Annotated in this window: 21 protein-coding genes and 2 pseudogenes; 16 read left to right on the plus strand and 7 right to left on the minus strand. The window is 74.3% G+C overall.

The genetic code is table 11. The features are described from left to right. Nucleotides 1-203: 203 nt before the first annotated feature. On the plus strand, nucleotides 204-1280 hold the full coding sequence (locus AB0D67_RS36890; RefSeq protein WP_362946408.1) for a DUF2332 domain-containing protein: 1077 nt from the start codon (nucleotides 204-206) through the stop codon (nucleotides 1278-1280). On the opposite strand, the gene AB0D67_RS36895 is transcribed toward AB0D67_RS36890, so the two are convergent. Then, the gene (locus tag AB0D67_RS36895; RefSeq protein ID WP_362946411.1) at nucleotides 1191-2024 is read right to left on the minus strand and encodes a TetR/AcrR family transcriptional regulator; all 834 of its coding nucleotides are present in this window, start codon (nucleotides 2022-2024) and stop codon (nucleotides 1191-1193) included. The two genes, AB0D67_RS36890 and AB0D67_RS36895, sit on opposite strands and share 90 nt — an antisense overlap. Before the next feature lie 53 nt (nucleotides 2025-2077). Here AB0D67_RS36895 and AB0D67_RS36900 point away from each other — a divergent pair, with 53 nt between their 5' ends. From AB0D67_RS36900 to AB0D67_RS36930, 7 genes and pseudogenes are all read left to right on the plus strand, one after another. Continuing rightward, entirely contained in the window at nucleotides 2078-3244 is a 1167-nt protein-coding gene (locus AB0D67_RS36900) for an NAD(P)/FAD-dependent oxidoreductase (protein ID WP_362946414.1), read from the plus strand. A 176-nt stretch (nucleotides 3245-3420) separates the two neighbouring features. Beyond that, entirely contained in the window at nucleotides 3421-3882 is a 462-nt protein-coding gene (locus AB0D67_RS36905) for a DUF2809 domain-containing protein (RefSeq protein ID WP_362946416.1), read from the plus strand. 275 nt (nucleotides 3883-4157) lie between these two features. Further along, nucleotides 4158-4517, plus strand: a complete 360-nt coding sequence (locus AB0D67_RS36910; RefSeq protein WP_362946419.1) for a hypothetical protein — start codon at nucleotides 4158-4160, stop codon at nucleotides 4515-4517. A gap of 369 nt (nucleotides 4518-4886) precedes the next feature. Then, a pseudogene (locus tag AB0D67_RS36915) lies at nucleotides 4887-5147 on the plus strand (histidine kinase); the annotation flags it as partial. 290 nt (nucleotides 5148-5437) lie between these two features. Further along, nucleotides 5438-5608: pseudogene (locus AB0D67_RS36920) on the plus strand (LuxR C-terminal-related transcriptional regulator); the annotation flags it as partial. A 234-nt stretch (nucleotides 5609-5842) separates the two neighbouring features. After that, entirely contained in the window at nucleotides 5843-6064 is a 222-nt protein-coding gene (locus AB0D67_RS36925) for a hypothetical protein (protein WP_362946421.1), read from the plus strand. 49 nt (nucleotides 6065-6113) lie between these two features. After that, nucleotides 6114-6923 carry a DNA-formamidopyrimidine glycosylase family protein gene (locus AB0D67_RS36930; protein WP_362946424.1) on the plus strand — a complete coding sequence of 270 codons (810 nt, stop codon included), beginning with the start codon at nucleotides 6114-6116 and terminating at the stop codon, nucleotides 6921-6923. Between the two features lie 36 nt (nucleotides 6924-6959). Here the strand turns inward: AB0D67_RS36930 and AB0D67_RS36935 are convergent, their stop codons facing one another. Then, nucleotides 6960-7826 (minus strand): 4-hydroxy-tetrahydrodipicolinate synthase, encoded by an 867-nt coding sequence (locus AB0D67_RS36935; RefSeq protein WP_362946426.1) that lies wholly within the window; start codon nucleotides 7824-7826, stop codon nucleotides 6960-6962. A gap of 71 nt (nucleotides 7827-7897) precedes the next feature. Here AB0D67_RS36935 and AB0D67_RS36940 point away from each other — a divergent pair, with 71 nt between their 5' ends. Continuing rightward, entirely contained in the window at nucleotides 7898-8902 is a 1005-nt protein-coding gene (locus AB0D67_RS36940) for a LysR family transcriptional regulator (protein WP_362946428.1), read from the plus strand. On the opposite strand, the gene AB0D67_RS36945 is transcribed toward AB0D67_RS36940, so the two are convergent. After that, on the minus strand, nucleotides 8868-10529 hold the full coding sequence (locus tag AB0D67_RS36945) for a 2-isopropylmalate synthase (protein ID WP_362946456.1): 1662 nt from the start codon (nucleotides 10527-10529) through the stop codon (nucleotides 8868-8870). The genes AB0D67_RS36940 and AB0D67_RS36945 overlap by 35 nt on opposite strands. Nucleotides 10530-10777: 248 nt before the next feature. On the opposite strand from AB0D67_RS36945, the gene AB0D67_RS36950 reads away from it, so the two are divergent. Then, entirely contained in the window at nucleotides 10778-11446 is a 669-nt protein-coding gene (locus AB0D67_RS36950) for an FCD domain-containing protein (RefSeq protein WP_362946431.1), read from the plus strand. Nucleotides 11447-11592: 146 nt separating this feature from the next. Here the strand turns inward: AB0D67_RS36950 and AB0D67_RS36955 are convergent, their stop codons facing one another. Then, nucleotides 11593-12447, minus strand: a complete 855-nt coding sequence (locus tag AB0D67_RS36955) for a tryptophan 2,3-dioxygenase family protein (RefSeq protein WP_362946434.1) — start codon at nucleotides 12445-12447, stop codon at nucleotides 11593-11595. A gap of 157 nt (nucleotides 12448-12604) precedes the next feature. Between AB0D67_RS36955 and AB0D67_RS36960 the strand changes: the two genes are divergently transcribed. Next, entirely contained in the window at nucleotides 12605-13027 is a 423-nt protein-coding gene (locus tag AB0D67_RS36960; RefSeq protein WP_362946458.1) for an Lrp/AsnC family transcriptional regulator, read from the plus strand. Nucleotides 13028-13039: 12 nt separating this feature from the next. Here the strand turns inward: AB0D67_RS36960 and AB0D67_RS36965 are convergent, their stop codons facing one another. Continuing rightward, on the minus strand, nucleotides 13040-14167 hold the full coding sequence (locus tag AB0D67_RS36965) for an alpha/beta hydrolase (RefSeq protein WP_362946436.1): 1128 nt from the start codon (nucleotides 14165-14167) through the stop codon (nucleotides 13040-13042). A gap of 234 nt (nucleotides 14168-14401) precedes the next feature. Between AB0D67_RS36965 and AB0D67_RS36970 the strand changes: the two genes are divergently transcribed. Next, entirely contained in the window at nucleotides 14402-14959 is a 558-nt protein-coding gene (locus tag AB0D67_RS36970) for a GNAT family protein (protein ID WP_362946439.1), read from the plus strand. A 323-nt stretch (nucleotides 14960-15282) separates the two neighbouring features. Continuing rightward, on the plus strand, nucleotides 15283-16101 hold the full coding sequence (locus AB0D67_RS36975; protein ID WP_362946442.1) for a hypothetical protein: 819 nt from the start codon (nucleotides 15283-15285) through the stop codon (nucleotides 16099-16101). Between the two features lie 234 nt (nucleotides 16102-16335). Here AB0D67_RS36975 and AB0D67_RS36980 read toward each other — a convergent pair whose 3' ends face one another. Next, nucleotides 16336-16800, minus strand: coding sequence for a hypothetical protein (locus AB0D67_RS36980; RefSeq protein WP_362946444.1), 465 nt, complete (start codon nucleotides 16798-16800; stop codon nucleotides 16336-16338). A 232-nt stretch (nucleotides 16801-17032) separates the two neighbouring features. Here AB0D67_RS36980 and AB0D67_RS36985 point away from each other — a divergent pair, with 232 nt between their 5' ends. Next, a complete protein-coding gene (locus tag AB0D67_RS36985; protein WP_362946446.1) occupies nucleotides 17033-18682 on the plus strand; it encodes an OmpA family protein in 1650 nt (549 codons plus the stop codon). Nucleotides 18683-18808: 126 nt separating this feature from the next. On the opposite strand, the gene AB0D67_RS36990 is transcribed toward AB0D67_RS36985, so the two are convergent. Then, a complete protein-coding gene (locus AB0D67_RS36990; RefSeq protein WP_362946449.1) occupies nucleotides 18809-22570 on the minus strand; it encodes a S8 family serine peptidase in 3762 nt (1253 codons plus the stop codon). 168 nt (nucleotides 22571-22738) lie between these two features. Here AB0D67_RS36990 and AB0D67_RS36995 point away from each other — a divergent pair, with 168 nt between their 5' ends. Continuing rightward, a complete protein-coding gene (locus tag AB0D67_RS36995; protein WP_362946451.1) occupies nucleotides 22739-25624 on the plus strand; it encodes an AAA family ATPase in 2886 nt (961 codons plus the stop codon). Nucleotides 25625-25702: 78 nt separating this feature from the next. After that, nucleotides 25703-25887 (plus strand): hypothetical protein (locus tag AB0D67_RS37000; protein WP_362946453.1); only part of this gene is annotated, 185 nt, incomplete at its 3' end.

Here is a 25887-nt window from a genome sequence, read left to right on the forward strand (position 1 = left end):
GCAGAAACAGGATCACGCGAAGGGCGGCTCATACACCACTTCGCTGGACGTGACCGGAAGCACACCCGTGTACCGCCGGGCCGGGCCTGACCCACCCCCGCCCGGCCGCGCGGATCGGCGGGGGTGCATGCTCGTCGGTATGCGGGTGAGTCGGCGCCCGGTCGGGCGATCGGGTGGACCGGCGCCTGGTCAGGAGGGGTCCGATGTCCCGCGAGCGCGCCGCCGTCATGGTCGAGCACCAGGCCCGGGCCTGCCGGAGCCTCGGCTCGCCGCTGTACGCGTTCCTGCTGGAGCGGGTGGCTGAGGACGTCCGCGAGGGAGGTCCCTGCGCCGCCGCGCTCGCCGGGTACGAGGACGCCCCCGGGCCTGACGCCGTCGCGTTGCGGCTGCTGGGCGGCGTGCACGCCCTGGCCCTCACCGGCCGGGCCCCGGACCTGGCGGCCTGTTACCCCAGCACGGGCGGCTCGTTCGACCTGGACGACCCGGAGCCCTGCTGGCGGGCCTTCCGCGACGCCGTCGCCGCCGAGCCGGGGTGGGTCCGCGACTGGATGACCCGTCCGCCGCAGACCAACGAGGTCGGCAGGTCCAACCTCCTGATCGCCGGGCTGCTGGAGGTCACCGGGGCGGCCCCGCTGCCGATCCGGCTGTTCGAGCCGGGCGCCGGCGCCGGGCTGAACCTGCGCGCCGACCGCTTCCGCTACACCGCCGGCGCTTTCGCCTGGGGGCCCGCCGACTCCCCGGTCGTGCTGGACGACGCCTGGGCGGACGCCCCGCCCGTCTGGCTCCTGGACGCCGCGGCCGAGCGCCCGGAGCTGACCTTCATCGAGCGGCGCGGCTGCGACCCGGCGCCCATCGACCCGCTCTCCCCCGGCGGCGCGCTGGCGCTGCGCGCCTACGTCTGGCCCGACCAGACCGCGCGCCTCTCCCGGCTGGAGGGCGCCCTGCGGGTGGCCGCCAGGGTTCCCGCCCAGGTAGAGGCCATCGGTGCCGCCGACTTCCTGGCCCGGGTACGGCCGGAGCCCGGCACGCTCACCGTGGTCTGGCACTCGATCATGCGCCAGTACGTCCCGGGTGAGGAGTGGGCCCGGGTCGAGCGGGAGCTGGACCGGCTGGCGAGGACGAGCACGCCGCGGGCGCCCTTCGCGCACATCTCCTTCGAGCCGCGCCGGATCGGCGACCGGCACCGCTTCCTACTCGCCGTACGGCTCTGCGGGACGGCCGAGACCGTCCTGGCGAAGGCCCGCCCGCACGGCCTCCCCGCCCGGCCCGTCACCGGCTGACGTCCCGGCGTCAGCCGACGGCGGCGGCGGGGCGAGTCCGGCGGCCACGGCGTCGATCGGCGGCGGGGCGAGTTTGGCGGCCACGGCGTCGAGGACCCAGTCCAGGCCGGTCGTGAAGGACGTCTCGGCGTCCACCTCCGTGCCGTCGTGCACGAACTTGGCCAGCGCCGGGAAGCGGCCCGTGGCCAGCATCCTCGTCACGTGCGGGCCGGAGGCGCGCTGCCAGTCGCGGTCGGACAGGCCCGTGGCACGTTCGGCCCGCAGGTTCGCGACCTCGCGTCTGATCGCGCCGATGAAGTAGGCGCTGACGGTCTCCACGGCGCGCATGACGGTGTCGAGGCCGGCGAGGCCGTCGAGGGCGTCCAGCGTGGTGTCGCTCACGGCGAGGGCGTTCGGGCCCAGGGCCGGACGGCCGCCGAGCAGGTCGGCCAGCCATTCGTGGCGGAGGGCGGCCCGCCTGGTGCGGCAGGCGAGGACGCGCAGCGCCTCCCGCCAGTCACCGGGCCGCTCCTCGGGGAGGATCTCGGCGTAGACCTCGTCCACCATGAGGTCGAACAGCTCCTCCTTGGTGGAGATGTATCCGTACAGCCGCATCGGGCCGACGTCCAGCCGGGCGGCGACCTTGCGCAGCGACACCGCCTCCAGCCCGCCCTCGTCGGCCAGCGCGATGGCGGCGGCGACGATCCGCTCCCGGTCGAGCGGCACGGGGCGGGCCGGCGGCTCCGGACGATCCCACACGGTCATGGCTACATCGTACTGTTGCGATACAGCGCAACAGATCAATACAGTGTATCGATATGAGACACCGTATCGCCGTGATCGGAGCCGGACCCGCCGGCCTCACCTTCGCCCGCGTCCTGCATCGACACGGTCACCCCGTCACCGTCCTCGAACGCGATCCCGCCCCCGACGCCCGCCCCCCGGGCGGCACTCTGGACCTGCACGAGAAGATGGGCCAGCTCGCGCTGGACAAGGCGGGGCTGCTCGCGGGGTTCCAGGCGCTGTCCCGCCCCGAGGGGCAGGCCATGCGCATCCTGGACACCGACGGAACCGTCCTCCGCGACTGGCGGCCCCGCCCGGACGAGCGGGCCAACCCCGAGATCGACCGCGGGCAGCTCCGCGACCTGCTGCTCGGCCCCCTCGACGTCCGGTGGGGGCGGGAGGTGACGGAGGTGACGCCGGGAACCCGGGACGGCGCGCTGGTCCGTTTCGCCGACGGGCGGCGGGAGACGTTCGACCTCGTGGTCGGCGCGGACGGCGCCTGGTCCCGGGTCCGTCCGGCGGTCTCGTCCGCGACGCCGCACTACACCGGCATCACCGCGGTCGAGACCTCCCTGGACGACGTCGACACCCGCCACCCCGCCCTCGCCCGGCTGATCGGCGACGGCGCCGTGGCCGTGTACGGGGTGAACCGCGGCCTCGTCGCCCAGCGCAACAGCGGCGGCCACGTCAAGGTGTACGCCCAGTTCCGCGCGCCGCTGGACTGGCACACGGACCCGGACCGGCACATGGGCCTGAACACCGGCATGGGCGCGAGCCTGGACCTGACCGACGCCGAGGCCGTACGGTCGGCCCTGATGGCGCTGTTCGACGGCTGGGCCGCTCCCGTCCTCGACCTGCTGCGCCATGGCACCGCCTTCTTCCACCGTCCCCTCCACGTCCTGCCCGTGTCCCACACCTGGGCCCACGTCCCCGGGGTGACGCTGCTGGGCGACGCCGCCCACCTGATGCCCCCGCTGGGGGTGGGCGCGAACCTCGCGATGCTGGAAGGCGCCGAACTCGCCGAGGCCGTCGCCGCCGCCCCCGGTCCCGGCGACCTGGACGAGGCCGTCCGCGCCTTCGAGGAACGGATGCAGGCGCGGGCCGGCGGGTGGGCGGGGATGACGGCGGCCGGGCTGGAACGCCTCGTGAGCCCGGACCCCGCCCAGGCCCTCGCTCTCTTCGACGAGCTCCAGCCCTCCTGACCGCCGGCCGCGAGAGCACCGGCGCCGACGGCTCTCCCGGCCTCACGGAACGGCGCCGCACGGTACGGGCGGCACGGAACGGGCGGCACGGTGCGATGCGGGCGGCACGGTGCGATGCGGTGCCGTGGCGTGCGGTGGCGTGCGCTGCCGTGGCGTGCGGCCGCTATGGTGTGGCCGTGCCCGCCGCTCCCCGCACCTCCCCGGACACCCCGGCCCCCGCCGGCCCGCCCCGCCGGTTCGAGGCGGTCCGTGCGCGGCTGCCCGCCGTCCTCGCGGTCGTCGTCACGGTTGCCGCCGGGCTGGGGGTCCGCGCGCTCACCGGCGGCTGGTTCGGCAAGTACGCCGGGGACGCCCTGTACACCGTGCTCGTGCACGCGCTCGTCGTCGCGGCGGTTCCGCGGGTCTCGCCGTTCCGTGCGGCGGCCTGCGCGCTGGCGTTCAGCTGGGCGGTGGAGTTCGCCCAGCTCACCCCGGTCCCGGCGGCGCTGTCGGAGGCGAGCGTGCTCGCCCGGCTGGTGCTCGGCAGCACGTTCGGCGCGGTCGACCTGGCCGCCTACGCCGCCGGGGCGCTCCTCGCCGCGACGGCGCACACGGCCGCGGTCGCCGTCCACGCGCGCCACGGTCACCGGACCGTCTGACCGGACCGGCCGGGCTGATCGGATCCGGCACCGGAACCGGCCGGGACAGGCGGGTCCCTCGCCGCGCCGACGACCCGCGCCGACGACCCGTGCCGGGTGACCCGTGACATCTGTCGTGGGCCGGTCGTGACAGACGGCCGAGGAGAAGGACCCGTCCGCGGCGGAGGCTTGCGGCATGGAACGAACGCATCGACACGCGGTGGCCGCACACGGCCTCCGCAGACACTACGGCGACGTGCGCGCCGTGGACGGGATCGACCTTCTCGTCGAGCCGGGTGAGGCGGGCGCTGCGCGACACGAAGTTCCTCCTGTTCGCCGTGGTCCTGCCGGTCGGGCTCTTCCTCCTGGAGGCCGGCATGTTCACCGGTGTCGGCGGCCGGGGCTCCGCCGCGTACACGATGGGCGGGCTCGCGGCCTTCGGAGCGCTCAAGGCGGCGCTCGACACCGGGGCCCGCACGGCGGTGGAGCGGAATTCGGGCTGGCAGCGCCAGCTCCGCCTGACCCCGCTCTCCGGCGGGGGCTACCTGGTGGCGAAGGCGTCGGTGGCCATGCTGGTGGCGCTTCCCCCGGTGGTCGGCGTGGTGCTGGGCGCGGCCGTCATCGCCCGCTACCGGCGGGACAGCGCGCGCACCTGACCGGCGCGGCGGTCCCTTCGGGGACAAGGGCCATCTCGAGACCGTCTCCGAAGTGACGGCGGCCCCGGGATGACCACGGTCCCGGGTGTGACGGCGGGTCCGTGGCGACGGCGGGCTCAGGGTGCGGCGGCCGGGTGGAGACAGGGCGGCGGCCTGGTCCTGCTTCAGGACGACCCGTTGGCCGGTCTGGACCGCCTCGTCTACGCGCTCGCCGCGGCCGTGTGGCTGCTGCCCGCCCGCTGGGGCGTCCTGCTGGGCCTGGTGGCCGCGGCGGGGCGGCTGGCCGTGGTCTGGGCGGTGACCGGTTCGGTGGACGCGGACGCCGGGATCGCGGTCATCCCGGGCACCGTCACGCCGGTGGCGATCATGATGCTGGTCCGGCTGATCGTCCAGCTGAGCCAGGCCCGCGACGAGATCGCGACGCTGGCGACCGCGGCGGAGCGGGCCCGGCTGGCCAGGGACCTGCACGACGTCCTCGGGCACACCCTCACGACGATCACCGCGAAGACCGGCCTGGCCCGCCGCCTGCTGGAGAGCGGGGCGGACCGGGAACGGGCGGTGGCCGAACTGCGCGACGCCGAACGGCTCTCCCGGGAGGCGCACGCGGAGGTCCGCGCGACCGTCTCCGGCCGCCGCCGGCCGTCGCTGGCCGTCGAGCTGGCCGGGGCCCGCGCGGCGCTGCGGGCGGCGGGCATCCGGGCCACGCTGCCGCACGCCGTGGACCACGTCTCCCCCGACCTGCGGGAACCGTTCGCGTACGTGCTGCGCGAGGGGGTCACGAACGTCGTACGGCACAGCGGCGCCGCCCGGTGCGAGGTACGGCTCGGCGAGTCGTCGCTGGAGATCCGCGACGACGGCCGGTCCCCCGCCCGCTCGCACGGGCCCGGGAACGGCCTGGCGGGCCTGGCGGAACGGCTGCGCGCGGCGTGCTGCGGCAGGCGCGCGGCGGCGGCACGGTGGCCGAGATCGCCAGAGCCCTGTCCCTGTCCAACGGCACGGTGCGCAACCACCTGTCCTCGGCCATCGGCAAGACGGGGGCGAGCACCCGCGCGGAGGCGGCGCTGATCGCAGAGGAGTACGGCTGGCTCTGAGGCGGCAATCCCCCTGCAACAGTCCGCTGCGTCCGCCTGCAACAGTCCGTTGAGCGGACCGGTCCACGATGGGACATGTCTCCGGAAAAGCCACCCGCCGAACGGCCGGGAGGCTTTCCGGAGAGACCGCGAGGCGGGCGGAGAAGAGCCCGCGTTCACCTGGCGCGTCCCCGATCCGACCGGCAGGACGCGGGCGCCACGTGGCACCCGCGATCGATCCCGATGGAGGAAACCATGCGTTCACGGCGTCTCACCGCGGCGGTTCTCGGCGCGGCCGTCCTCGGAATGTCGATCGGCTTCGTCTCGGGCGCGTTCGCGCCCGGCCCCGACCGCGCGGGCTCCCACCCGGCCGCGTGGCTCGGTCCCACCGTCGCCGGCCCCCACCCGCTCGCGTGGCTCGGTCCCACCGTCGCCGACTCCGGGCGGCCCACCGGCATCGGCCCCGGGCCCGGCTGAACCGGCTCCGTACGGGTGGGCGCCGGACGCGCCGTATCCTGTGCGCATCATGCCTGAGGGACACACCATCCACCGCCTGGCCGCGCGGCACCGCGAGCTGTTCGGCGGCCGGGCGATCCGCGCCGAGAGCCCGCAGGGCCGGTTCGCCGCCGGGGCCGCCCGGATCGACGGGCGGGTGCTGCGCGAGACCGACGCGCACGGCAAGCACCTGCTGCTCGGCTTCGACGACGACACCTGGCTCCATGTGCACCTGGGCATCTACGGCAAGTACGCCTTCGGCCCGGTGCCCGCGCCCGCCCCGGTCGGCGCGGTACGGCTGCGCCTGACCGGCCCCGACCACCACGCCGACCTGCGCGGGCCCAACACCTGCGAGCTGCTCGACCCGGGCGAGAAGAAGGCGCTGCACGCCAGGCTCGGCCCCGACCCGCTGCGCGCGGACGCCGACCCCGAGCTCGCCTGGCGGCGGATCGGCCGCAGCCGCACCTCCATCGGCGTCCTGCTGATGGACCAGTCGGTGGTGGCGGGCGTGGGCAACATCTACCGCGCCGAGGCGCTGTTCCGCCAGGGGGTGGACCCGGCGCGGCCCGGCCGCGACCTCACCCGCGAGCAGTGGGCCGCCATCTGGGACGACCTGGTGTTCCTGATGGCCGAGGGGGTGCGCGTGGGCCGGATCGACACGGTCCGGCCCGAGCACACCCCGGAGGCGATGGGCCGCCCGCCCCGGGTGGACGGCCACGGCGGCGAGGTCTACGTCTACCGGCGTTTCGGCATGCCGTGCCTGCTGTGCGGGACGGAGGTCCGCACCGGGGTCCTCTCCGGCCGCAACCTGTTCTGGTGTCCGGGCTGCCAGACCTCCTGACCTCCTGGCCCTCCTGACCGCCCCCCGGCCGCGTGGTCAGAGGAGCCGGAGGACGGCGTCGACCGACGCCTGGGAGGCCGGGATCAGCGGCAGCCGGACGGCCGCGGTCGGGATCCGGCCCTGGGCGTGCAGCACGCCCTTGAGGACCGTGGGGTTGGGTTCGGTGAACAGGCTCGCCGACATGACGGACAGCCGGTGCCCCAGGGTCCGGGCGTGCGCGACGTCGCCCGCGTGCCACGCCCGCGCCAGCTCGGCGAACCGGGCGGTGAGCAGGTGGGCGGAGGCGAGGATGCCGCCGGAGGCGCCGAGCGCGAGCAGCGCGGAGAAGAACGGGTCGTCGCCGGCGAGCACCGCGAACCCCTCGGGCGGGTCGGCCAGCAGGGTGACGGTGTCCTGGTCGACGCCGCCGACGGCGTGCTTGACCCCGGCCACCATGGGCAGCTCCCCCAGCCGCCGCAGGGTGGCGGCGCCGACGGACTGGCCGGTCCGGTAGGGGATGTTGTAGACGACGAGCGGCACCGGGGTCTCCTGCGCCAGCGCGGCGAAGTGGGCGAGCACCCCGGCCTCGGACGGCCGGACGAAGGACGGCACGGTGACCAGCGCGGCGTCGGCGCGGTCCTTGAGGGCGAGCAGGGCGGCGGCCGATCCGCGGGTGTCGCTCGACCCGGCCCCGACGACGAGCGTCGCGCCCCTCTCCCGGCACACCCGGCCGCAGACCTCGACGACCGCCTGCCGTTCGTCGGGGGCCAGCGTGGCGACCTCGGCGGTGGTGCCGAGGGCGACCAGCCCGGTCGCGCCCTCGTCGAGGGCGGCGTACGCCAGGTCTTCGAGCGCCGCGAGGGCGATCTCGCCGTCCTCGGCGAACGGGGTGACGAGCGGGACGAGGACACCGTTCAGGTTCATGCCTCCAGCTTCCCGGCCGCCGACCGTGCAGGTCCAGTTCGCTTTTCTTCCGAGAACGTTAAGCTGAACTGATGCTGGATGTGCGACGTCTCCGCCTGCTGCGCGAACTGGCCCACCGGGGCACGATCGCCGCGGTCGCCGAGGCCCTGGCCTTCACGCCCTCGGCCGTCTCCCAGCAGCTCGCCGTACTGGAACGGGAGGCCGGGACGGCGCTGCTGGAACGGACCGGCCGCCGGGTACGGCTGACCCCCGCCGGGGTCGCGCTGGTCGGCCATGCCGAGGCCGTGCTGGAACGGCTGGAGCAGGCCGCGGCCGAGCTGGCCGCGGCGCGGACCGACCTGACCGGCGTCGTCCGGATCGGCGCCTTCCCCACCGCCACCCGCGCCATCCTGCCCGCGGCCCTGGCCGCCCTGGGCCGCGACCATCCCGGGCTGGAGCCGATGGTGGACGAGATCGACCCCGCCGAGGTGGCGCCGCGGCTACGGGCGGGCGACCTGGACGTGGCTCTCGTGCACGAGTACGACTTCGTCCCCGCCGCCCCCGACCTGGCCCTCGACTCCCGGCCGCTGCTGGAGGAGTCGATGTTCCTCGCCTCCCCGGCCGGTGCCGCCTCCCTGAACGGTGCCGGCTTCCCGGACGGTACCGGCTTCCCGGCGGAGCGGGCGGGCGCGTACGGCGACACGGGCGGGGGCGACGGCACGGGTGGAGGCGCGGGCGGGACCGGAGGCGGTGCCGGCGGTGATCCGCTGGCGCGGTGGCGCGACGCCCCCTGGATCACCTCGACCCCAGGCACCCTCTGCCACGCGATGACCGTGCGGGCCTGCCAGGCGGCCGGGTTCGCCCCGCGGATCCGGCACCACGTCGACGACTTCGCCACCGTGCTGGCGATGGTCGCGATCGGCCAGGGCGTCGCGCTCGTGCCGGAGCTGGGGGCCGCCGACCCGCCCGGCGGCGTCCGGCTCGCGGAGCTGCCGATGCGCCGCCGTACGCTGATCGCCTTCCGCCGCGGGTCGGGGGATCACCCGGCCATCGCCGCCTTCGTCACGGCGCTGCGCTCCGGCGGGCCGCGGCATTGAGCACGGCGGTCAGGCTGGCCTCCAGGACCGACTCGCTACGGCCGGCCGACCACCCGCCCCGGTGTTCCAGGAAGGTGATCGCGTCACCGCCGTTCCCCGGGCCGAGCGACTGCTGCGTCAGGCCGAGGATCTCCACCGGGTGGCCCGCCTCGGCCAGCACCCGCGTCAGCGCGTCGACCGGTCCGGCGCCGGGGTAGGCGCGCGTCACCGCCTCGTCGCCCACGGCGAGGGTGACGGTGGTGGACTCCGTTGTGGACTCCCAGCCTTTCAGTGTCACCGGCGAGTCGCCCGGGGCGAGGTAGACCCGGTCGAACAGCTCCCACAGCTCGGCCGCGGTGACCTCACCGCCGGTCGCGTCGGCGTGCCGCTGCACGTGCCGAGAGAAATCGATCTGGAGCCGCCGCGGCAGCTCGATGCCGTACTCCGACTCCAGCAGGTACGCGACGCCGCCCTTGCCGGACTGGGAGTTCACCCGGATGACCGCGTCGTAGGCGCGGCCCAGGTCGGCGGGGTCGATCGGCAGGTACGGCACGCGCCAGGCCGACTCCCGCTCCGGCGTCGCCGTGTCGGCGGCCCGTCGCCGATGCTCGGCCAGACCCTTCCTGATGGCGTCCTGGTGCGTGCCGGAGAAGGCGGTGTGGACCAGATCGCCCGCGTAGGGGTGGCGCTCGTGCACCGGGATGCGCGTGCAGTACTCGACCACCCGGCGGATCTCGTCGATGTCCGAGAAGTCGATCATCGGGTCGACGCCCTGGACGTGGAGGTTGAGGGCGAGCGTGGCGATGTCGACGTTGCCGGTGCGCTCGCCGTTGCCGAACACGCAGCCCTCCACGCGCTCGGCGCCCGCGAGGATCGCCAGCTCGGCGCAGGCGACGCCGGTGCCCCGATCGTTGTGCGGGTGCACCGACAGGATGACCGAGTCGCGGCGGGCCAGGTTCTTGTGCATGTACTCGATCTGGTCGGCGTAGACGTTCGGCGTGGCCACCTCGACGGTCGCGGGCAGGTTGAGGATCACCGGCCGGGCCGGTGTGGCCCGCCACAGCTCGGTCATCGCGTCGCACACGTCCAGCACGTAGCCGGGCTCGGTGAGGTTGAACACCTCGGGCGAGAACTCGAAGCGCACATTCGGCATGTCGCCGGCCAGTTCCAGCACGTCGCGGCCGCCGGCCAGAATGAGCTCCCTGAGTTCCCGGCGTGAGGCGCCGAGCACCACCTCGCGCCAGGTGGGCGCGGTGGCCGTGTACATGTGGATCACCACGGGGTTGGCGATGCCGCGCACCGAGGCGACCGTCCGCTCGATCAGGTCGCGGCGGGCGGCCGTGAACACGACGACGGTCACGTCGGCGGGGGCCAGGCCGGTGTCGGCGATGAGGCGGACGAAGTCGAAGTCGGTCTGCGAGGCGGAGGGGTAGCCGACCTCGATCTCCTTGTAGCCCATGGCGACCAGGAGGTCGAAGAAACGCCGCTTGCGGGCGGGGTCCATGGGCTCGGCCAGGGCCTGGTTGCCGTCACGCAGGTCGACGGGCACCCACAGCGGCGCCCTGGTCAGGCGGGCGGCCGGCCAGTCCCGCTCGACGAGCGGCACCTCCACCCGGGAGTGCACGTCGAGGTATCGGTGCGAGGGCATCTGCGAGCGGCGCTGCCTGTTCCACGCGGGAGCGCCCGCCGGTATCTCGCCGCACGGCGTGTCGATGGACATGTGGGGCTTCTCCTTGCCTGCCTCGTGAGGGGGCGACCGGCGGGACGAGAAGGCTCCACGGCGGGGAGCCGGTCGGATCAGACCCCGCCGTGGCAGCCGAGAAGAAGCAGTCCGCGGAACGACATGGGCTAGACTGTAACAATCTTCAACTCCTCAGACAAGCTGAGAGGTCCTCCATGCTCGACGTGCGGCGGAACCTTCTGTCAGGTCAGATCGCCGAGTTACTGCTCGCTCGTGTCCGCGCCGGTGAATGGGCGCTCGGCCAGAAGCTGCCGGGAGAGACGGTGCTCGCCGCGCAGCTCGGCGTCGGCCGCTCCACCGTGCGGGAGGCCGTCCGCGAGCTGACGGGCAAGGGGGTGCTGCAGCCCCGGCAGGGCGCCGGTGTCTTCGTCACGGCCCTCGACGTCCAGGAGGACTGGGACTCCGTGGTGCGCCGGGCGGCCATCACCTCGGTCATCGAGGCGCGCATCGCCATCGAGTCCGAGGCCGCGGCCCTGGCGGCGGAGCGCCGCACGCCCGCCGACCTGCGGGCCGCGCGCCGCGCCCTGCGGGCGCGCGCGGAGCGCTACCACGACGTGGAGGAGCTGGTGGACGCCGACATGGCGTTCCACCGGCGGATCGTCCTCGCCTCGCACAACGAGATCCTGCTGGAGCTCTTCGACGGCTTCGTCCCGCGCCTGCGTCCGGCGATGATCGAGATGCTGCGGATCCGGCCGGTGAGATCACCGGGGGACGATCACGCGACCCATCTGGCCGTGGTGGAGGCGGTCGCGGCGCGCGACCCCGCCGCCGCGTCCCGGCTCAGCCGCGCGCACCTGGAGTCCATGAAGAACACCCTGTCCTGACCGTCGCGAGGCCCGGGGCGCGCGACGGACTCCCCGGGTGGCGTGCCGGCGGCCCCGCCGTACAGTGGCCGGCCCGGCGGCCTCGCCGGCCACCGGTTCACCGGGTCGCACGACCGTCCCGGCCCGCCGTGGCGGGCCGGGACGGCTCACATGAAGGTGCGGGCGGTCCAGAGTTCGGGGAAGATCTGGCGCTGCATGCTGCGCTCCAGCCAGGCCAGGCCGTTGGACCCGCCGGATCCGGGCTTGGCGCCCATCGAGCGGCGCACCGCCATCACGTGGCGGTAGCGCCAGTCGGAGAACTTCTCGGCCAGGTCGGTCAGCGCCTCGCCGAGCGGGGCGAGCGGCCCGCCGTACACCTCGACCCAGACGGCCTCGACCTCGGGGCTGGGCTCGTAGTCGGCGGCGTAGTCGCGCTCGACCGCCTCCCGCGGGACCGCGTGGCCCCGCCGGGCGAGGAAGGCGAGCACCGAGTCGTACAGGCTCGGCTCGGAGAGGGCCTTGACCAGCTCCCGGTAGGTCTCGGGGCTGCGGCGGTGCGGGCGGGTGAGAGCCTCGGACTTGTTGCCGAGCAGGAACTCCACGTGCCGGTAGGCCGCCGACTGGAAGCCCGACGCCTCGCCGAGCGCGTCGCGGAACCGGTTGAACTGCGCCGGGGTGAGCCAGCTCAGCGACGCCCAGGCGGCGTTGAGCGCCTCGAAGTGCCGGACGGAACGCCTGATCGTCGCGGTCACGGCGTCGGCGTCGTCCTCGTCGAGCTGGCGCTGGGCGAGCTGCCACTCCGCGCGCAGCAGGCCGAAGTACAGCTCCATCACCTGCGTGGTCACCAGGAACGCCAGCTCCTCGGGGGCGTCGGTGACGGTGCGCTGGAGCCGGTGCAGGATCGCCGTCCCGACGTAGTCGTCGTACGGCGTGGCGCTGTCGAAGGCGAGCGTGGGCAGGCCCTCGTTGGCGATGGACCGCAGTTCGCGGTCATGCTCGCTGAGCTGCCTGGTGGCGGTCATCGTGTACTCCTCGCATGTTTCCGATCCACTTCCATGGTGCTCCGGAGTCGCGTGTTGCGAAATAATCAACCGAAGGCGATGGGCGTCTTCCGCCTTCGGAACGGAAGGCGTCCGGCCGGTTCGGTTTGCGACATGACGGAGTGTGACCGTGGACGCCATGGACTGGGCCCTGCTGGGCGAGCTGCAGCGGGACGCGCGGCTGTCCTACAGCGAGCTGGCCCGGCGGGTGCACATGTCGGCCCCGGCGGTGGCCGAGCGGGTGCGGCGGCTGGAGGAGACCGGGGTGATCATCGGCTACCACGCGCGGATCGACCCGGCGCTGGCCGGGCGCGGGGTGGCGGCGCTGATCAGGATGTCCTGCTACGGGCCGCGCTGCGTGCTGCGCGACGAGCAGGCGCTGGCCTGGCCGGAGATCCTGGAGGTGCACCGGGTGACGGGCGACACCTGCTGCCTGCTGCGGGTGGCCGCCTCGTCGATGACGGCGTTCGAGGATCTGATCGACCGGCTCGCGCCGTACGGGCACCCGTCGAGCATGATGGTGCTCTCCAGCCCGGTCCCCTGGCGGCCCCTGACGCCGTAGGTCCCGCCGCCCTCACGCCTCCGGGGGAAGGCCGCGGGAGGCGTGGCCGGGAGGGAGGACGCGGCCGGTGACGGCGCCGGCGGTGGCGCGCCAGATCGGGGAGGCGGCGTCGATGACGTCGAAGTGGCCGCCGGACATCTCCAGGTACGTCACGTCGTCCCCGGCGTCCTGGGCGGCACGGGCGTAGCGGCGGCCCAGATCGAGGAGGTCGAGGTTGTCGCCCCCGCCCTGCACGACGAGCTGGGGGACGCCCAGGGGCAGCCGTTCCATCGGGCTCGCGTCGCGGTAGACCTCGGGTGCCTCGTCGGCCGTCCCGCCGAGGGCCGCCGCCACCGCGCCGTCCCCCAGGTCCCTGCGCTCGCCCTCCACGAGGTCCACGACGCCGGCCAGGGAGACCGCCAGGGTGATCCGGCGGTCGTCGGCGGCGGCGCGCAGGGCGAGCTGGCCGCCCGCCGAGTGGCCGATGACCACGACCGGCCCCGGGGCGTCCCCGGCGGCCAGTGCGACGCCGCGCGCCACGTCCTCGGTGGTCGCGGCCCAGCCGTGCAGGTCGGGGCGGCGGTACTCCAGGTTCCAGGCGGCGAAGCCGCGTCCGGCCAGGTCGACGCAGAGCGCGTCCATCAGGTCGGCGCCCCAGACGGAGCGCCAGTAGCCGCCGTGCATCAGCACCGCCACGGGCGCCCGCCCGGCGTCGCCGCCCTCCGGGAGGCGCACCTCGGCCCACTGGTCGGGGTGCTCGCCGTAGGGGACCCGCCGGGCCGGCCACCGCAGCCGGTGTACGGCGTGCCTGATCGCCCAGGTCAGCCCGCTGACCCCGCGCCCGTACAGGTACGTCGCGCCGGGGCCCGAGGCGGGCGGGGGGAGCCGGTCGCCCGGCGCGGCCGGTTTGGTGAGGTCCACCCAGACGGCCCGCGGATGCCCGGCGAACAGGGCTCGTGCCTCGGGGTCGGGGCCGGGGACGGCGACCACCGGGCCGGGCGACTCCAGCGCCTCGCGGAAGGCGGCCAGGTCGGCCGCCGGCGACACCCTGCCCTGGACGCCGAGTGCGGCGAACTCGCGGTCGGCCACCTCGGTGAGCAGCCGGAGGTCGGCTACCAGGGCGGGACCGGTGACCACGAGCACCTCGGAAGCGAAGATCATCCGCTTATTGTCCACTATCCACCGAATGGTCGTACGGGGATGCGTCCGGGATCCAGGCCGGAGGCGGGAGCCGGCCGGCGTCGTCGGGGCGACCGGGCGAGCGGGCGACCGCGAGGGGGATAACAACCCTTTTTCCACCCTGAACCCGGCTCGCGGTGTATTTCATGGTTTTTGGGGTGGTATCGGGGTGTCGGTCCCTAGCTTCTGGGACAGCTGAGGCATTAGCGTCTGCCCATGCGCCACGTTGAGATCTCCGGCAAGAGGCTCCGGCTGAGGGAAGTGACCGCCGCGGACGTGGACGCGTTCCATGCCGTGTACGGCGATCCCACCGCCACCGAGCACCTGCCGTTCGACCCGCGCACCCGCGAGCAGGTCGAGGAGATCGTCGCCGAGGCGACGGACGCCGCCGGCGTCGAGCCCCGGCGGCTGTACGTGCTCGCCGTGACCGAGACCGACCGTGACGACGCCATCGGCGTGGCCCGTCTGCGCATCGACGCCGACCACCCGCACAGCGCCGAGCTGAGCCTCGGTCTGCGGCCCGACCACTGGGGCCGCGGCATCGGCACCGACCTGATCCGGCTGATGCTCGCGTTCGGTTTCCGGGATCTGCGCCTGCACCGCGTCTGGGGCGCGCGCTCCCCCGCCAACACCGCGGCCCAGCTCGCGATGCTGGTCGCCGGGATGGTCGAGGAGGGCCGGATCAGGCACCACGTGCGGGCCCGGGGCTCCTGGCGCGACTCCGTGATCCACTCGGCCCTGGAGGACGAGTGGGAGGGGTACCGCGACGTCTGACCCGTCCCGCGCGGACCCCCGGGACGCACCCGCCGACCCGCGCGGCCCCGGGCACGCGTCCGCCGACCCGCCCGAGTCCCCGGACGCACACCCTCCGACCCGTCCGAGTCCCCCGGCATGCACCCGCCGACCCGTCCGAGTCCCGGGCACGCACCCGCCGACCGCGCCCACGGCCCGTCGCCCACGGTCCGTGACCGTCCGGACCGGCCCCGACAGGAAACCGGATCCGGAGACGTCCGTACGGCCCGCATGACGGAGGTCGTGACGGAATTGCTGCCATTTTCAATAACAAAGGTGGAGAAATACCCCTAGAGTCCGCCCCTGTGAGTGAGAGTTCCAGCCTCCCCGTACGCGGGCGCGCCGTACGGCCCTCCGGCCGGCACCGCAGACCCGTGCCCTCCCAGCTCCCACCCGAGGCACCCGCGCTGGTGCTCGCCACGCTCGGCGCCGCGTCAGGCGTCGCCGCCGAGCTGGCGTCCATGATCCGGGTGGACAACCCACAGATCGAAGTACGCCTCGCCGGTCTCGGCGAGGACGGCAAGGAGCTGACCTCCGAGCTGGAGGCGGCGGCCCGCGAGCGTCCCGCGGACGGCGAGGCCGCCATCGTGGTTCCCCTGCTGACCGGCCCGCACCCGGTCGCCGACGGCGTGATCGCCGCGGCGGTCGCGGCGAGCGGGGCGGCGGTGCGGGTGACCGAGTCGCTCGGGCCGCACCCGCTGCTCGCCGAGGCGCTGCACATCCGCCTGGCCGAGAAGAACCTGGCCCGCGCGGACCGGATGCGGCTGCTCAACGTCGGAAGCCCCATCGACGCGGTCGTCCTCGCCACGGTCGGCGGTTCGAACGGGGCGGCCGAGGCCCAGCCGACGGCCGTCCTGCTGGCCTCACGGCTGACCCTCCCCGTGCTGGTCGCCTCCCTGGACGGCGGCCCGGACGTCGCCGCCGCGGCCGAGCGGCTCCGCGACGTCGGCGCCGGGCGCATCGCCCTCTCCCCCTGTCTCATCGGACCCGAGGCCGGCCCCGGCCTGGCGGGCGACGCGGCGGCGCGGATCGGCGCCGAGTGCGCCGACCCGCTCGGCGCGCACGGCCTCATCGCCGACCTCGCCGCCCGTGCCTACGGAAGCGTCCTGGCCGAGGACGCCTGACGATCGGCGGCCGGTCACGGATGCCGGCGATCGAGGACGGCCGGCGGCCGGGAGCCGCCGACGCCTGATGGCTTCACGCACGCGCCCCCTTCCGGCGCGGCCCCGCCGGAAGGGGGCGCACGGGACGGCCGGGAGGAGACGCGCGCGTGAAGCCGGGGGAGGCGCGACGGCTCCGGCGTCCCGCGTCCGGAGCCGGAACCCGCGGCCGTGCCGTACCCGCCCGGCCGGTCCCGGTCAGCCCGCGGCGCGTCTCGTCGCCGCCGCGTAGGACCGGAACATCTCCACGGACAGCGCGATGGCGGCGACGCCGAGGACCCCGTGGTACCACCGCCAGCCCACGCCGATGCCGACGAACCCGTCCAGGGCCATGATCCCGCCGCCGCCGAGGACGGCCAGCGTCATCGCGGCCAGCACGAGCAGCATCGGCGTTCTGGGCGCCCTGCGTCCCAGCGCCGTGACGGTGACGACGGCGACGCACGCGCCCAGCACGCCGGACGCGCTCGCCGTCCACTGCGCCAGGGCCGGATCGAGGAAGTAGCCCTCGGCCTCGGCCGCCGACACCGGCGGGCCGCCCGGGAACCCGAGCCGGGCCTGCAGGGCGAAGGCGGCCTTCCCCGCGGCGTAGCCGAGCATCAGCAGCGCCATCGCGTACGCCGGCCATCGTCGCGGGTGATCGTGGTCAGCCTCGGAACCAGCCATGATCCGACCGTAGGACCGGCGGGGCGCCCGTCCCTCCCGTGCGCGGGGGAGGCTCCTCCCCCGTTCGGGGGAACGCGGCGGCCGGTGCGCGCCCTGACCGGTACCGGGAACCAGGCGCCCGGCGGGTCGGCCCAGCGTGCCGACGTGCGAGTTCGACCGATCTACAGACGTGCCGCACAGATGATCTATACCCTGAAGTGCTGACTTGTCAGACAGAGAGGGGCTTTTTGGCATGCGCCTGTTGAAAGCGACCGCTCTCCTGGTCACGGCGGCCCTGGCCTGCGCATGCGGGCCGGAGGATCAGCCGGTGCCCGGCACCCCGTCGGCCGCCGCCTCCAGCACCGCTCCCCCGGCGCCTCCCTCCACCCCGGCTTCCGGCGCCGCCTCCTCGGCGCCGCCCTCCGCCCCGGTCGCGGCGGCGGGAAGTCACGTGAGCGAGGGCATGGTCGGCGCCAACGCCACCAACCCGTTCAGGATCGAGGTGCGGGCCGTCGAGCGGCACGCCGAGCTGACCGTGTTACGCATGGAGATCATGACCACGGCGACCTCCAACGCCATCGGCGACTTCGGCTACGGCATCCTGCCGGCCTCCTTCGCCAGGTTCAGGCTGCTCGACCCGGTCGGCAGGAAGGTGTACTTCACCCTGCGCGAGAACGACGGCGACGGCGAGGCCTTCGGCACCAGGCACCTCCCGCCCGCCGGCGCCTACCCCGATGACTTCCTGCCGGGCGTGCGCTACCCGGTCGAGGTCTACTTCCCGCCGCTTCCCGCCACCGCCGAGGCGGTGTCGATCGTGCCCGACATGCCGATGGGCCCGATGACCGGCATCCCGGTCACCGACGGCGGCGCCGAACCGGCCGCCCGTGAACGCGACTCCTCCGAGCCGAAGGCCGGCGACACGTTCCAGTGGCCCGTCGTCGTGCCGAACGGGAAGATCTGGTCGGGCGTCTCCGACCTGAACGAACTGGTGGAGACGCCGGTGAAGAGCACCACGCGGGAGGGGGACAAGGAGACGATCGGCCTGCGCACCGACGTGCTGTTCGCCTTCGACGAAGCGCGTCTGAGCGCGAAGGCGGCGGCCGTGCTCGATGATGTGGCCGAGGAGACCAGACGACGGGCCGACCCCGCCAAACCGCCCATCACGATCATCGGCCACACCGACGACAAGGGCGACGACGGCTACAACCAGACGCTGTCGGTCAGGCGGGCCCGGGCCGTGCAGGAGTACCTGGCCGCCAGGCTCGGCACCGACTACCAGTACAAACCGGAAGGCAAGGGCGAGAGCGAGCCGATCGCCAAGAACCAGAAGAAGGACGGGAGCGACGATCCCGCGGGGCGGGCCAGAAACCGCCGCGTGGAGATCTCCTACTCCATCAAGAAGCAGGGCCCGGACGTGACCACCACCACGGACCCGTCCACCGACCGGGTACGCGGCTCCACCGTGGCGCCGGCCCCCTTCCGCGCCGATCCGGGAGCGCGGGCGGCCGGTTTCACCTGGTCATTCCGCAACCAGACGGACCAGCTCAAGGTGGACGTGCTGCCGCTCTATCGCGACGGCGCCTACGTGGTGGCCTCCTTCGACATCACCAAGGTCAACAAGGGCACGTTCATCCCGGTCCCCGACCCCTTCTCCGGGTGGGACCACGAGTTCTCCTCCGGCTCCGATTTCGGCGCGTTCATCCTCGTCGACCCGGCCACCAAGGCGCGCTACCACCCGCTCAAGATGTACACGGAGTTCGTCGAGAACTACGTGCCCGCCCTGGAGGAGGGCGAGACCGGCAGAGCCTACGTCTACTACCCGGCCCCGCCCGACGACCGCACGAGCATCACGCTGGAGGTGCTGAACGGAGGCGCCTACCCGGGGATCCCCATCGGACGCTGACCGGCCGGCGACCCCCGCAGGCCGGTGGGCCCGGCGCACGGCCCCGGGGACTTCATGGGGACGCCCCCGGCTCCCACGATGGGAGCCGGGGGCGCGCCCGGACCTCTCGGTGGTCGGCCGGGGCCGTCAGGGCCGCTTCCACGGCTCGACGTACGCGACCGTCACGAAGTCCATGTCCAACTGGTCGGGCGGGGTGCCTCCGGTCGCACTGGCGCCGGTGACGAAGATTCGGACCCCGGCGCCGCCGGCGGCGTCCACGGCGAGCCCGCGGGCGGTGTCCGTCGCGGCGACGTCGCCGTCGTAGTGGCCGACCCAGGTCCGCCCGCCGTCGGAGGCGTCGTAGACGATCGTCACGTAGTCGTCGCCGGCGGTCTCGTCGTCGATGCTCTGGCCGCCCACGACGACCTTGCTCCCGTCAGGGGACACGGCCACGTCCCAGGCGGAGTCCTCGCGGCCGGCCTTGCCGTCGTAACGCTGCGTCCACGCCCGCCGCCCGGTGGCGACGTCGTAGGCGATCGTGGTGTAGTCCGCCCCGGTGTCCTGCCCGGTGGTGTCACCGGTGACGTACGCCCTGGCGCCGTCGGGCGAGAACGTGACGTCGTGCGGGTTGTCGCTCGCGTGGGCCGGGCCGTCGTACCTGTCGGTCCAGAGCCTGCGGCCGGTGGAGGCGTCGTAGGCGACGGTGGTCGCGTCGGTCTGCGTGCCGGTGTTCTCGGCCGCGCCGGTGACGAGCAGGGTTCTCCCGTCGGGGGCGATCTCCATGGCGGCGGGGATGTCGATCCGGTTGGCCGTGCCGTTCAGCTGGTCGGCCCAGAGCCGCCGGCCGGTGCCCGCCTCGTAGGCGACCGTGCCCCAGTCGGTCAGGCCGGTGCCGGACGGTCCGCTGCTCTGCCCGGTGACGAAGACCGTGGAGCCGTCGGGGCTCACCTTGACCACCCGCGCGTCGTCGGTGTCGCCTCCGGCGCCGTCGTACGTCGCCGTCCAGACGGGAGTGCCCTTGGCGGCGTCGTAGGCGACGGTGACGAAGTCGTCCTTTCCTGGCTCGTAGGAGACCATGCCGCTCATGTACACACTTCTGCCGTCGGGGCTGACGGCGACGGCGTGGCCGAACTCGTTGCCGGCGCCCTCCCTGTCGTAGCGCGCGGCCCACAGTTCCTGACCGCTCGCCGCGTCGTAGGCGATGGTGACGGCGTCGTTTCCGGTGTCCTTGCCGGCGCTGACGCCGGTGATGAACACCCTGGACCCGTCGGGGCTGACCGTCAGGCCGTAGACCTCGTCGAATCCTCCGTCGCTGCGGTAGCCGCGGTTCCACAGCTCCGCGCCGGTGGCGGCGTCGTACGCGACGGTCTCCATGCTGGGGCGGAGCGTGCCGGGGACGGCGTCGTAGCTGACGCCGGTCACGTACATCCGCGCGCCCTTCGGGTCGAGCGCGACGAACTCGCCCGAGTCACGGGCGTTCGCCGTTCCGTGGGCGGCCGCCCACTTCTCGGGCACCGGGCGCACGACGACGGGGACGGCCACCGTGTGCTTACGGTCCTTCCAGACGAGCCGCCCGCCGCGGTAGGCGTTCATCGGGGCGGTGGCGCGCGTGAACGTGACCGTGAACCTCTTCGTCTCGCCCGCCTTCAGCGTCAGCCTGGCCGGCTCGACCTTGGCGGCGATCCCGTCCAGGCCGGTGGTCGAGGCGGTGTAGGTGGCGGTGGAACGGCCCACGTTGGTCACCCTGCGGGTCACCTTCTGCTCTCCGGCGAGCCTGCCGACGGCGATCGAGGGGACGTTCATGTCGCTGGGGTCGAGAGAGTATCCCGCCCTGGACAACGACGCGCACGTCTCGGCCTTGACGGCCCTGGTCGTGGCGCACAGGAAGGCGGTCCAGTCCCTGATGTCGCTGTCGTAGGCCAGGCCGGGGTCGGCGGCGGCGTTCGGGGTGACGTGGCCGGCGCCCTTGCCGAAGATCGTCTTCGGGTCGGAGGACGGTCCGTCGAGGACGTCGGCGCCGGTCGTCATCAGCGCGGACTTGACGGTCATCGGCGACCAGTCGGGGTGCAGGTCCTTCAGCAGCGCGGCCAGCCCGGCCACGTGCGGCGCGGCCATGGAGGTGCCGCTGTAGAGGTTGAAGTCCTGCCCGCCGCTGCCCGGTGGCGCGACGGCGGCCAGGACGTCCTGCCCGGGTGCGGTCACGTCGGGCTTGAGCAGGTCGCCCCCTCCGGCGTTGAGCGGGCCGCGGGAGGAGAACTCGGCGATGTACGGCGCCGGCACGTCGTCACTGAGCTTCGCCTGCTCGATCGTCGCGGTCGCGCCCGCGGTGGCGGCGTAGTCCTTGACCGCCTGGCGGTCGGCGACGGCGAGGTGCACGGTGGGCACCGCGTGCAGGTCGGCGTTGAGCGAGCTCTCGTCCACGTTGGTCAGCACCATGCCGACGCCGCCGGCCTCGGCCACCGCCGCGCTCTTGGCGGCCCTGGGCGTGTCCCCGCGGTCACAGACGACGATCCTGCCCTTCACCTTGGCCGGGTCGAGCACCGCCTTGCCGCCGTTGTCGGCGGCGGAGTAGCACAGCGTGGCCAGTCGCGTGTCGGCGCCGGGCAGGGCGACCGCGGCCGCGTCGACCAGCGGGGCGGGGCCGGCCTTCTCGGGCGCCAGCGACACGCCGCTGCGGGCCGAGCCGTCGCCGAGCGACACCGTTCCCCGGGCGCCGCGGTTGTGCGTGCCCGCCGCGACCGTGGTGATCCACGGGGAGGGGTGCGCCACGGTCGAGGGGGCGGGACCGCTGTTACCGCCGGCCGCCGAGACGAAGACGCCCGCCTGCGCGGCCGCCAGGAAGGACATCTCGACCGGGTCGAGGAAGTCGGTGAGCGTCCCCGAGACGGAGTAGTTGATGACGTCCACGCCGTCCGCGACCGCCTGGTCGATGGCGGCGACGAGGTCCGAGGTGAACCCGTTGGCCGTGGAGGCGTCCTGCGCCGACCAGAGCGCCTTGTAGGCGGCGATCCTCGCGCGCGGCGCGATGCCGCTCACCTCGCCGAACGCCGCGGCCCTCCCGGTCACCCGCACGCCGTGGTCACCCGCGGCGGTGGAGGCGACGTGGGTGCCGTGGCCGTTGTAGTCACGCGGGGACAGGAACTCCCACGGCATGTACTCCTTGACCGCCGCGTCGCCGCCCCATGCCTGGTCGAAGTGGCGGGCGGAGATCAGCTTGCCGTTGCACAGGCCGCTGTTCCACGACGCGTCGGAGCCCTCGCACGCCCCCTTGAACCCACGCACCGGGCCGAACGCGGCCCCGCTGCCGTCGGGGTCGGCGAAGCTCCTGCTGTCGGGCCAGATGCCGCTGTCGATCACGCCGATGACCAGGCCCTCGCCCGCGCCACGTCCGCCGTCGGGGCCGCCGAGCCGGTCCCAGAGGCCACCGCGGGCGTCGAGACCCAGGAAGGACGGCGTGGACGACGTGGCCACGGACACCTTGCGGTCCTCGGTGACGGCGACGACGTCGGGCATCGCCCGCAGCTTCGCCGCCTCCGCCTTGGTCATCTTGGCCGCGAACCCCTCGTACGTGTAGACGTACTCGTACAGCTTGCGGCCGCCGCCCGCCTTCTTCAGCGCGGCGTCGTGCCGGCCTCGCAGGTGGTCCACGTACCTCGTCACGTCGGCGGAGCGGGGGTCGATCTTCTCCCCGCGCTCGGGCCTGGTCCCGGCAAGTCCGGCGGTGCCGCCGTCGTAGGTCACGACGGGGTCCAGTGCCATCTGCACTATGTACGTCTTCTGCTCTTCCGCGCCGGCCTCGGCGGTGACCGGGCCGCCGGACCAGGCGAGCCCGGCCAGCGCCAGGCCGCTCGCCGCCAGGATCGCCGGCCACCTTCTACGACTGTGGCCAGGGGTTTTGGACAGATCCATCGTTGCCCTCCGTGCATCGCCGCCGATCAGGCGGACGATGGCCGACGTTAACGAGGACCGGCCGGAGATGGATCCGTACCGTATACGGATTTTTGGGCGGTACCGATCAGGGATCGGCGAGTGGTGATCCGGTAACCTGCTCGTGGTCGGCGGAGAGGGGGTGATCGGATGCCCTCGGGGCCCGCCCGCACCGCCCCTCCCGGCTCCCTCTCCGAGGTGCTCGTCGGGCGCCGCTCCGAACTGACCCTTCTGCGCGCCGCCGTCGCGTCCCCACCCTCCCTCGTCCTCATCGAGGGTGAGGCGGGCATCGGCAAGAGCCGCCTGGTCCGTGAGCTTCTCACCGCGTCGGAGCCCTCCGCCGCCGGTGTCCTCGTGGGCCAGTGTGAGCAGCTCCACGAGCCCCTGCCGCTGTCGCCGGTGCTCGACGCCATCCGCCTGGCCGGCCCCCGCCTCGCCGCCTCCCGGCCGCTCAACCCCGTGACCGGGGCGCTGGCGCCGCTGCTCCCCGAGATCGCCGCGTATCTCCCGCCGCCGCCTCCTCCGCTCCCCGACCAACGGGAGGAACGGCACCGGGTGTTCCGGGCGGCCGTCGCCCTGCTCGACCACCTGAGCCCGGTGGTGCTCGTCCTGGAGGACGTCCACTGGGCCGACCGCGGCACGCACGACTTCCTCTCCTTCCTCGCCGCGCATCTGCCGCGTGACCTGTCGGTCGTCGTCACCCTCCGCCCTGCCGCCGTACCTCCGCCGCTGCGTGAGGCGTTCGCCAGGGCGCCTTCGGGCCCCGCGCTGTCGCTCGGGCTGACCCCGTTCAGCCGGCCGGAGGTGGAACAGTTCGCGGAGGGCGTGCTCGGCGCCGCGCTCCCGCCGACGTTCGCCGCCCTGCTGTACGAGAAGACCGGCGGCATCCCGTTCGTCGTGGAGGAGGTGCTCCGCACGCTCCTCGAGCACCTGCCCGCCCGCGACATCCCCGCCCACCCCGACGCCCTCACGGGGCTCACCGTGCCGACCGTGCTCCGCGACGTCGTGCTGCGGCGTCTGTCCTCGCTCGGCGAGACGGCGCGGGAGATCCTCGGCGCCTCCGCCGTCATCGGCACCACTCCTGACGAGCGGGTGCTCGCCGAGGTCACCGGGCGCGGCGCCGCCGAGATCGCCAGGGCGCTCGCGCAGGCACAGGCCGCCGGCCTCCTGCACGAGGAGGACGGCCACTGCCGCTTCCGCCACGCCCTGGCCCGCCAGATCGTCTACGAGTCCGTGCCCGTCGCCGCCCGCCGCTGGCTGCACCTCGGCACCGCCAGGGCGCTGGAGGCCGTACCCGGCCCCAGGCCGGTCGCCCGGCTCGCCCACCACTACCGGCTCGCCGGGCGTACCGCCGAGTTCCTGGCCAGCGCCGAAGCCGCCGCCGAACTCGCCCTCTCCCACGGCAACGACGCGACCGCCGCCCGTTTCCTGCTCCAGGCCCTGGAGGCGGGTGACCCGCCGCACGACGTACGCGTCCGGCTCGCCGTCCGGCTCGGCAGGGCCGCCGTCGACGGCCTGGCCCACGCCGAGGCCGTACCGCTGCTCGAACGCCTCCTCGCCGCCGAGGCGATCCCCGCCCGCCCGCGCGGCGAACTGCGGTTCGCCCTCGGCCGCCTGCTACGCCAGCAGGGCGAGGCCAGGGCCGGTTATCGGCAGATCGAAGACGCCCTGGACGACCTGGCCGACCGGCCCGCCCTCCTCGGCCGCGCGCTCGCCGTGCTCGCCGCGCCCGAGACCGTCGCCGACCGGCACGTCACCGAGCACGCCGCCCGGTGCGACCAGGCGGAGGAAGCGGCCCGCCGCAGCGGCGACCCCGACGTCGCGACGGCCGTGCGCATCGCCAGGGCCTCCCTCCTCCTCGAACAGGGCGACCCGGAGAGCTGGCGGCTCATCGACGCGCTACGTCGTGATCCCCGTCTCGCGGCCGCGCCCCGCGAGCATGCCCGTGCCTGCCTCAACTGGGCTCAGGCCGCTCTCCACACCGGCCACCTCCGGCAGGCCGATTCCCTGCTCGCGGAGGGCCGCCGCGTCGTGGACCAAGCCGAATACCTCCGCCTGGCGGAGATCGTCGAGCTGGTCACGGCGGCGGCGGACCACGCCGCGGGCCGCTGGGACGGTCTGGAACAGCGCGTCCGCCACCTGGGCGGCGCCTCGGCCACCTTCGCCGCCGCGACGCTGGACGCGCAGCTGCTGCACGCCGCGCTGCTCGCCGCGACGGGCCCGGCCGAGGAGGCCGCCGCGCGTCTGGCCGAGGTGATCCCGGTGGCGGAACGCGTCGGGGCCGTGTGGCCCCTCATCTCCGCCGGCACGGCGCTGTCCCGGCTCATGCTCACCCTGGGCGACGCCGCGGGCGCGGCCCGGCACGCCGAGGCGGCGCTGGCCCGGGTACGCGCCAAGGGCAACTGGGTCTGGGGCGCGCAGGCCGTACTGTGCCTCGTGGACGCCCTCGACACACTCGACGGCCCGGGCCGATCGGGGCACGCCGCCGGTGTGGTGGACGAGCTGGCCGCCGGTATCGCCGGAGCCGACGCACCGGCCGCCCGGGCGGCCCTGCTCACCGCACGAGCCGTCCTGGCCCGGGTCGCGGCCCCGCAGGAGGCGTGCGAGCTGCTGGACACGGCGCGCGTCCTGCTGCGGGACGCCGGCCTGCGCCACGAGGAGGCCGCAGCCACCGAGCGCCTCGGCGGCTGGCGCGGCGAGCGCGGGGCGCCCGACGGCGGACGCCTGCTGGAGGCCGCCCTGCGCATGTACGCCGCGATGGGCGCGGACCGCGACGTCGCCCGCGTCAGCCGGGTCATGCGCCGCAACGGCGTCCCCATCCCCTACCCGTGGAGGGGCGGGCGCCCGTCCCACGGTGGGACGCTCTCCTCACGCGAGCGGGAGGTCGCCCGCCTGGCCGCGGCCGGAAAGACCAACCAGGAGATCGCCGACGAGCTCTTCCTCTCCCGCCGCGCCGTCGAGAGCCACGTGGCCAGCGCCCTCCGCAAACTCGGCGTCCCCTCCCGCAGGGAGCTGCGCGTCTACGACCTCACCTGACCGCTCCCCGCCCCGCCGGTCACCGTCAACGGACGCCGCTACCTGGACGGCGCCTTCGCCGGCGGAAGCAACGCGACCTTGGCGGCGGGCGCCGGCGTGCTGGTGCTCGTCGAGCCGCCGGCCCACCTGTTCCCGACGGAGGGCCCGCCCGGGGAGACGGTCGTCCGGATCGCGCCCGGCGCCGAGACCATCGGGGTCTTCGGCTCCGACCTCGGCGGCCTGCCGTACCCCCGCCTGGTCGCCTGTCTACCAGGCGGGGGTAC

Source organism: Streptosporangium sp. NPDC048047 (assembly GCF_040653115.1).
In the GTDB taxonomy this organism is placed as follows: domain Bacteria; phylum Actinomycetota; class Actinomycetes; order Streptosporangiales; family Streptosporangiaceae; genus Streptosporangium.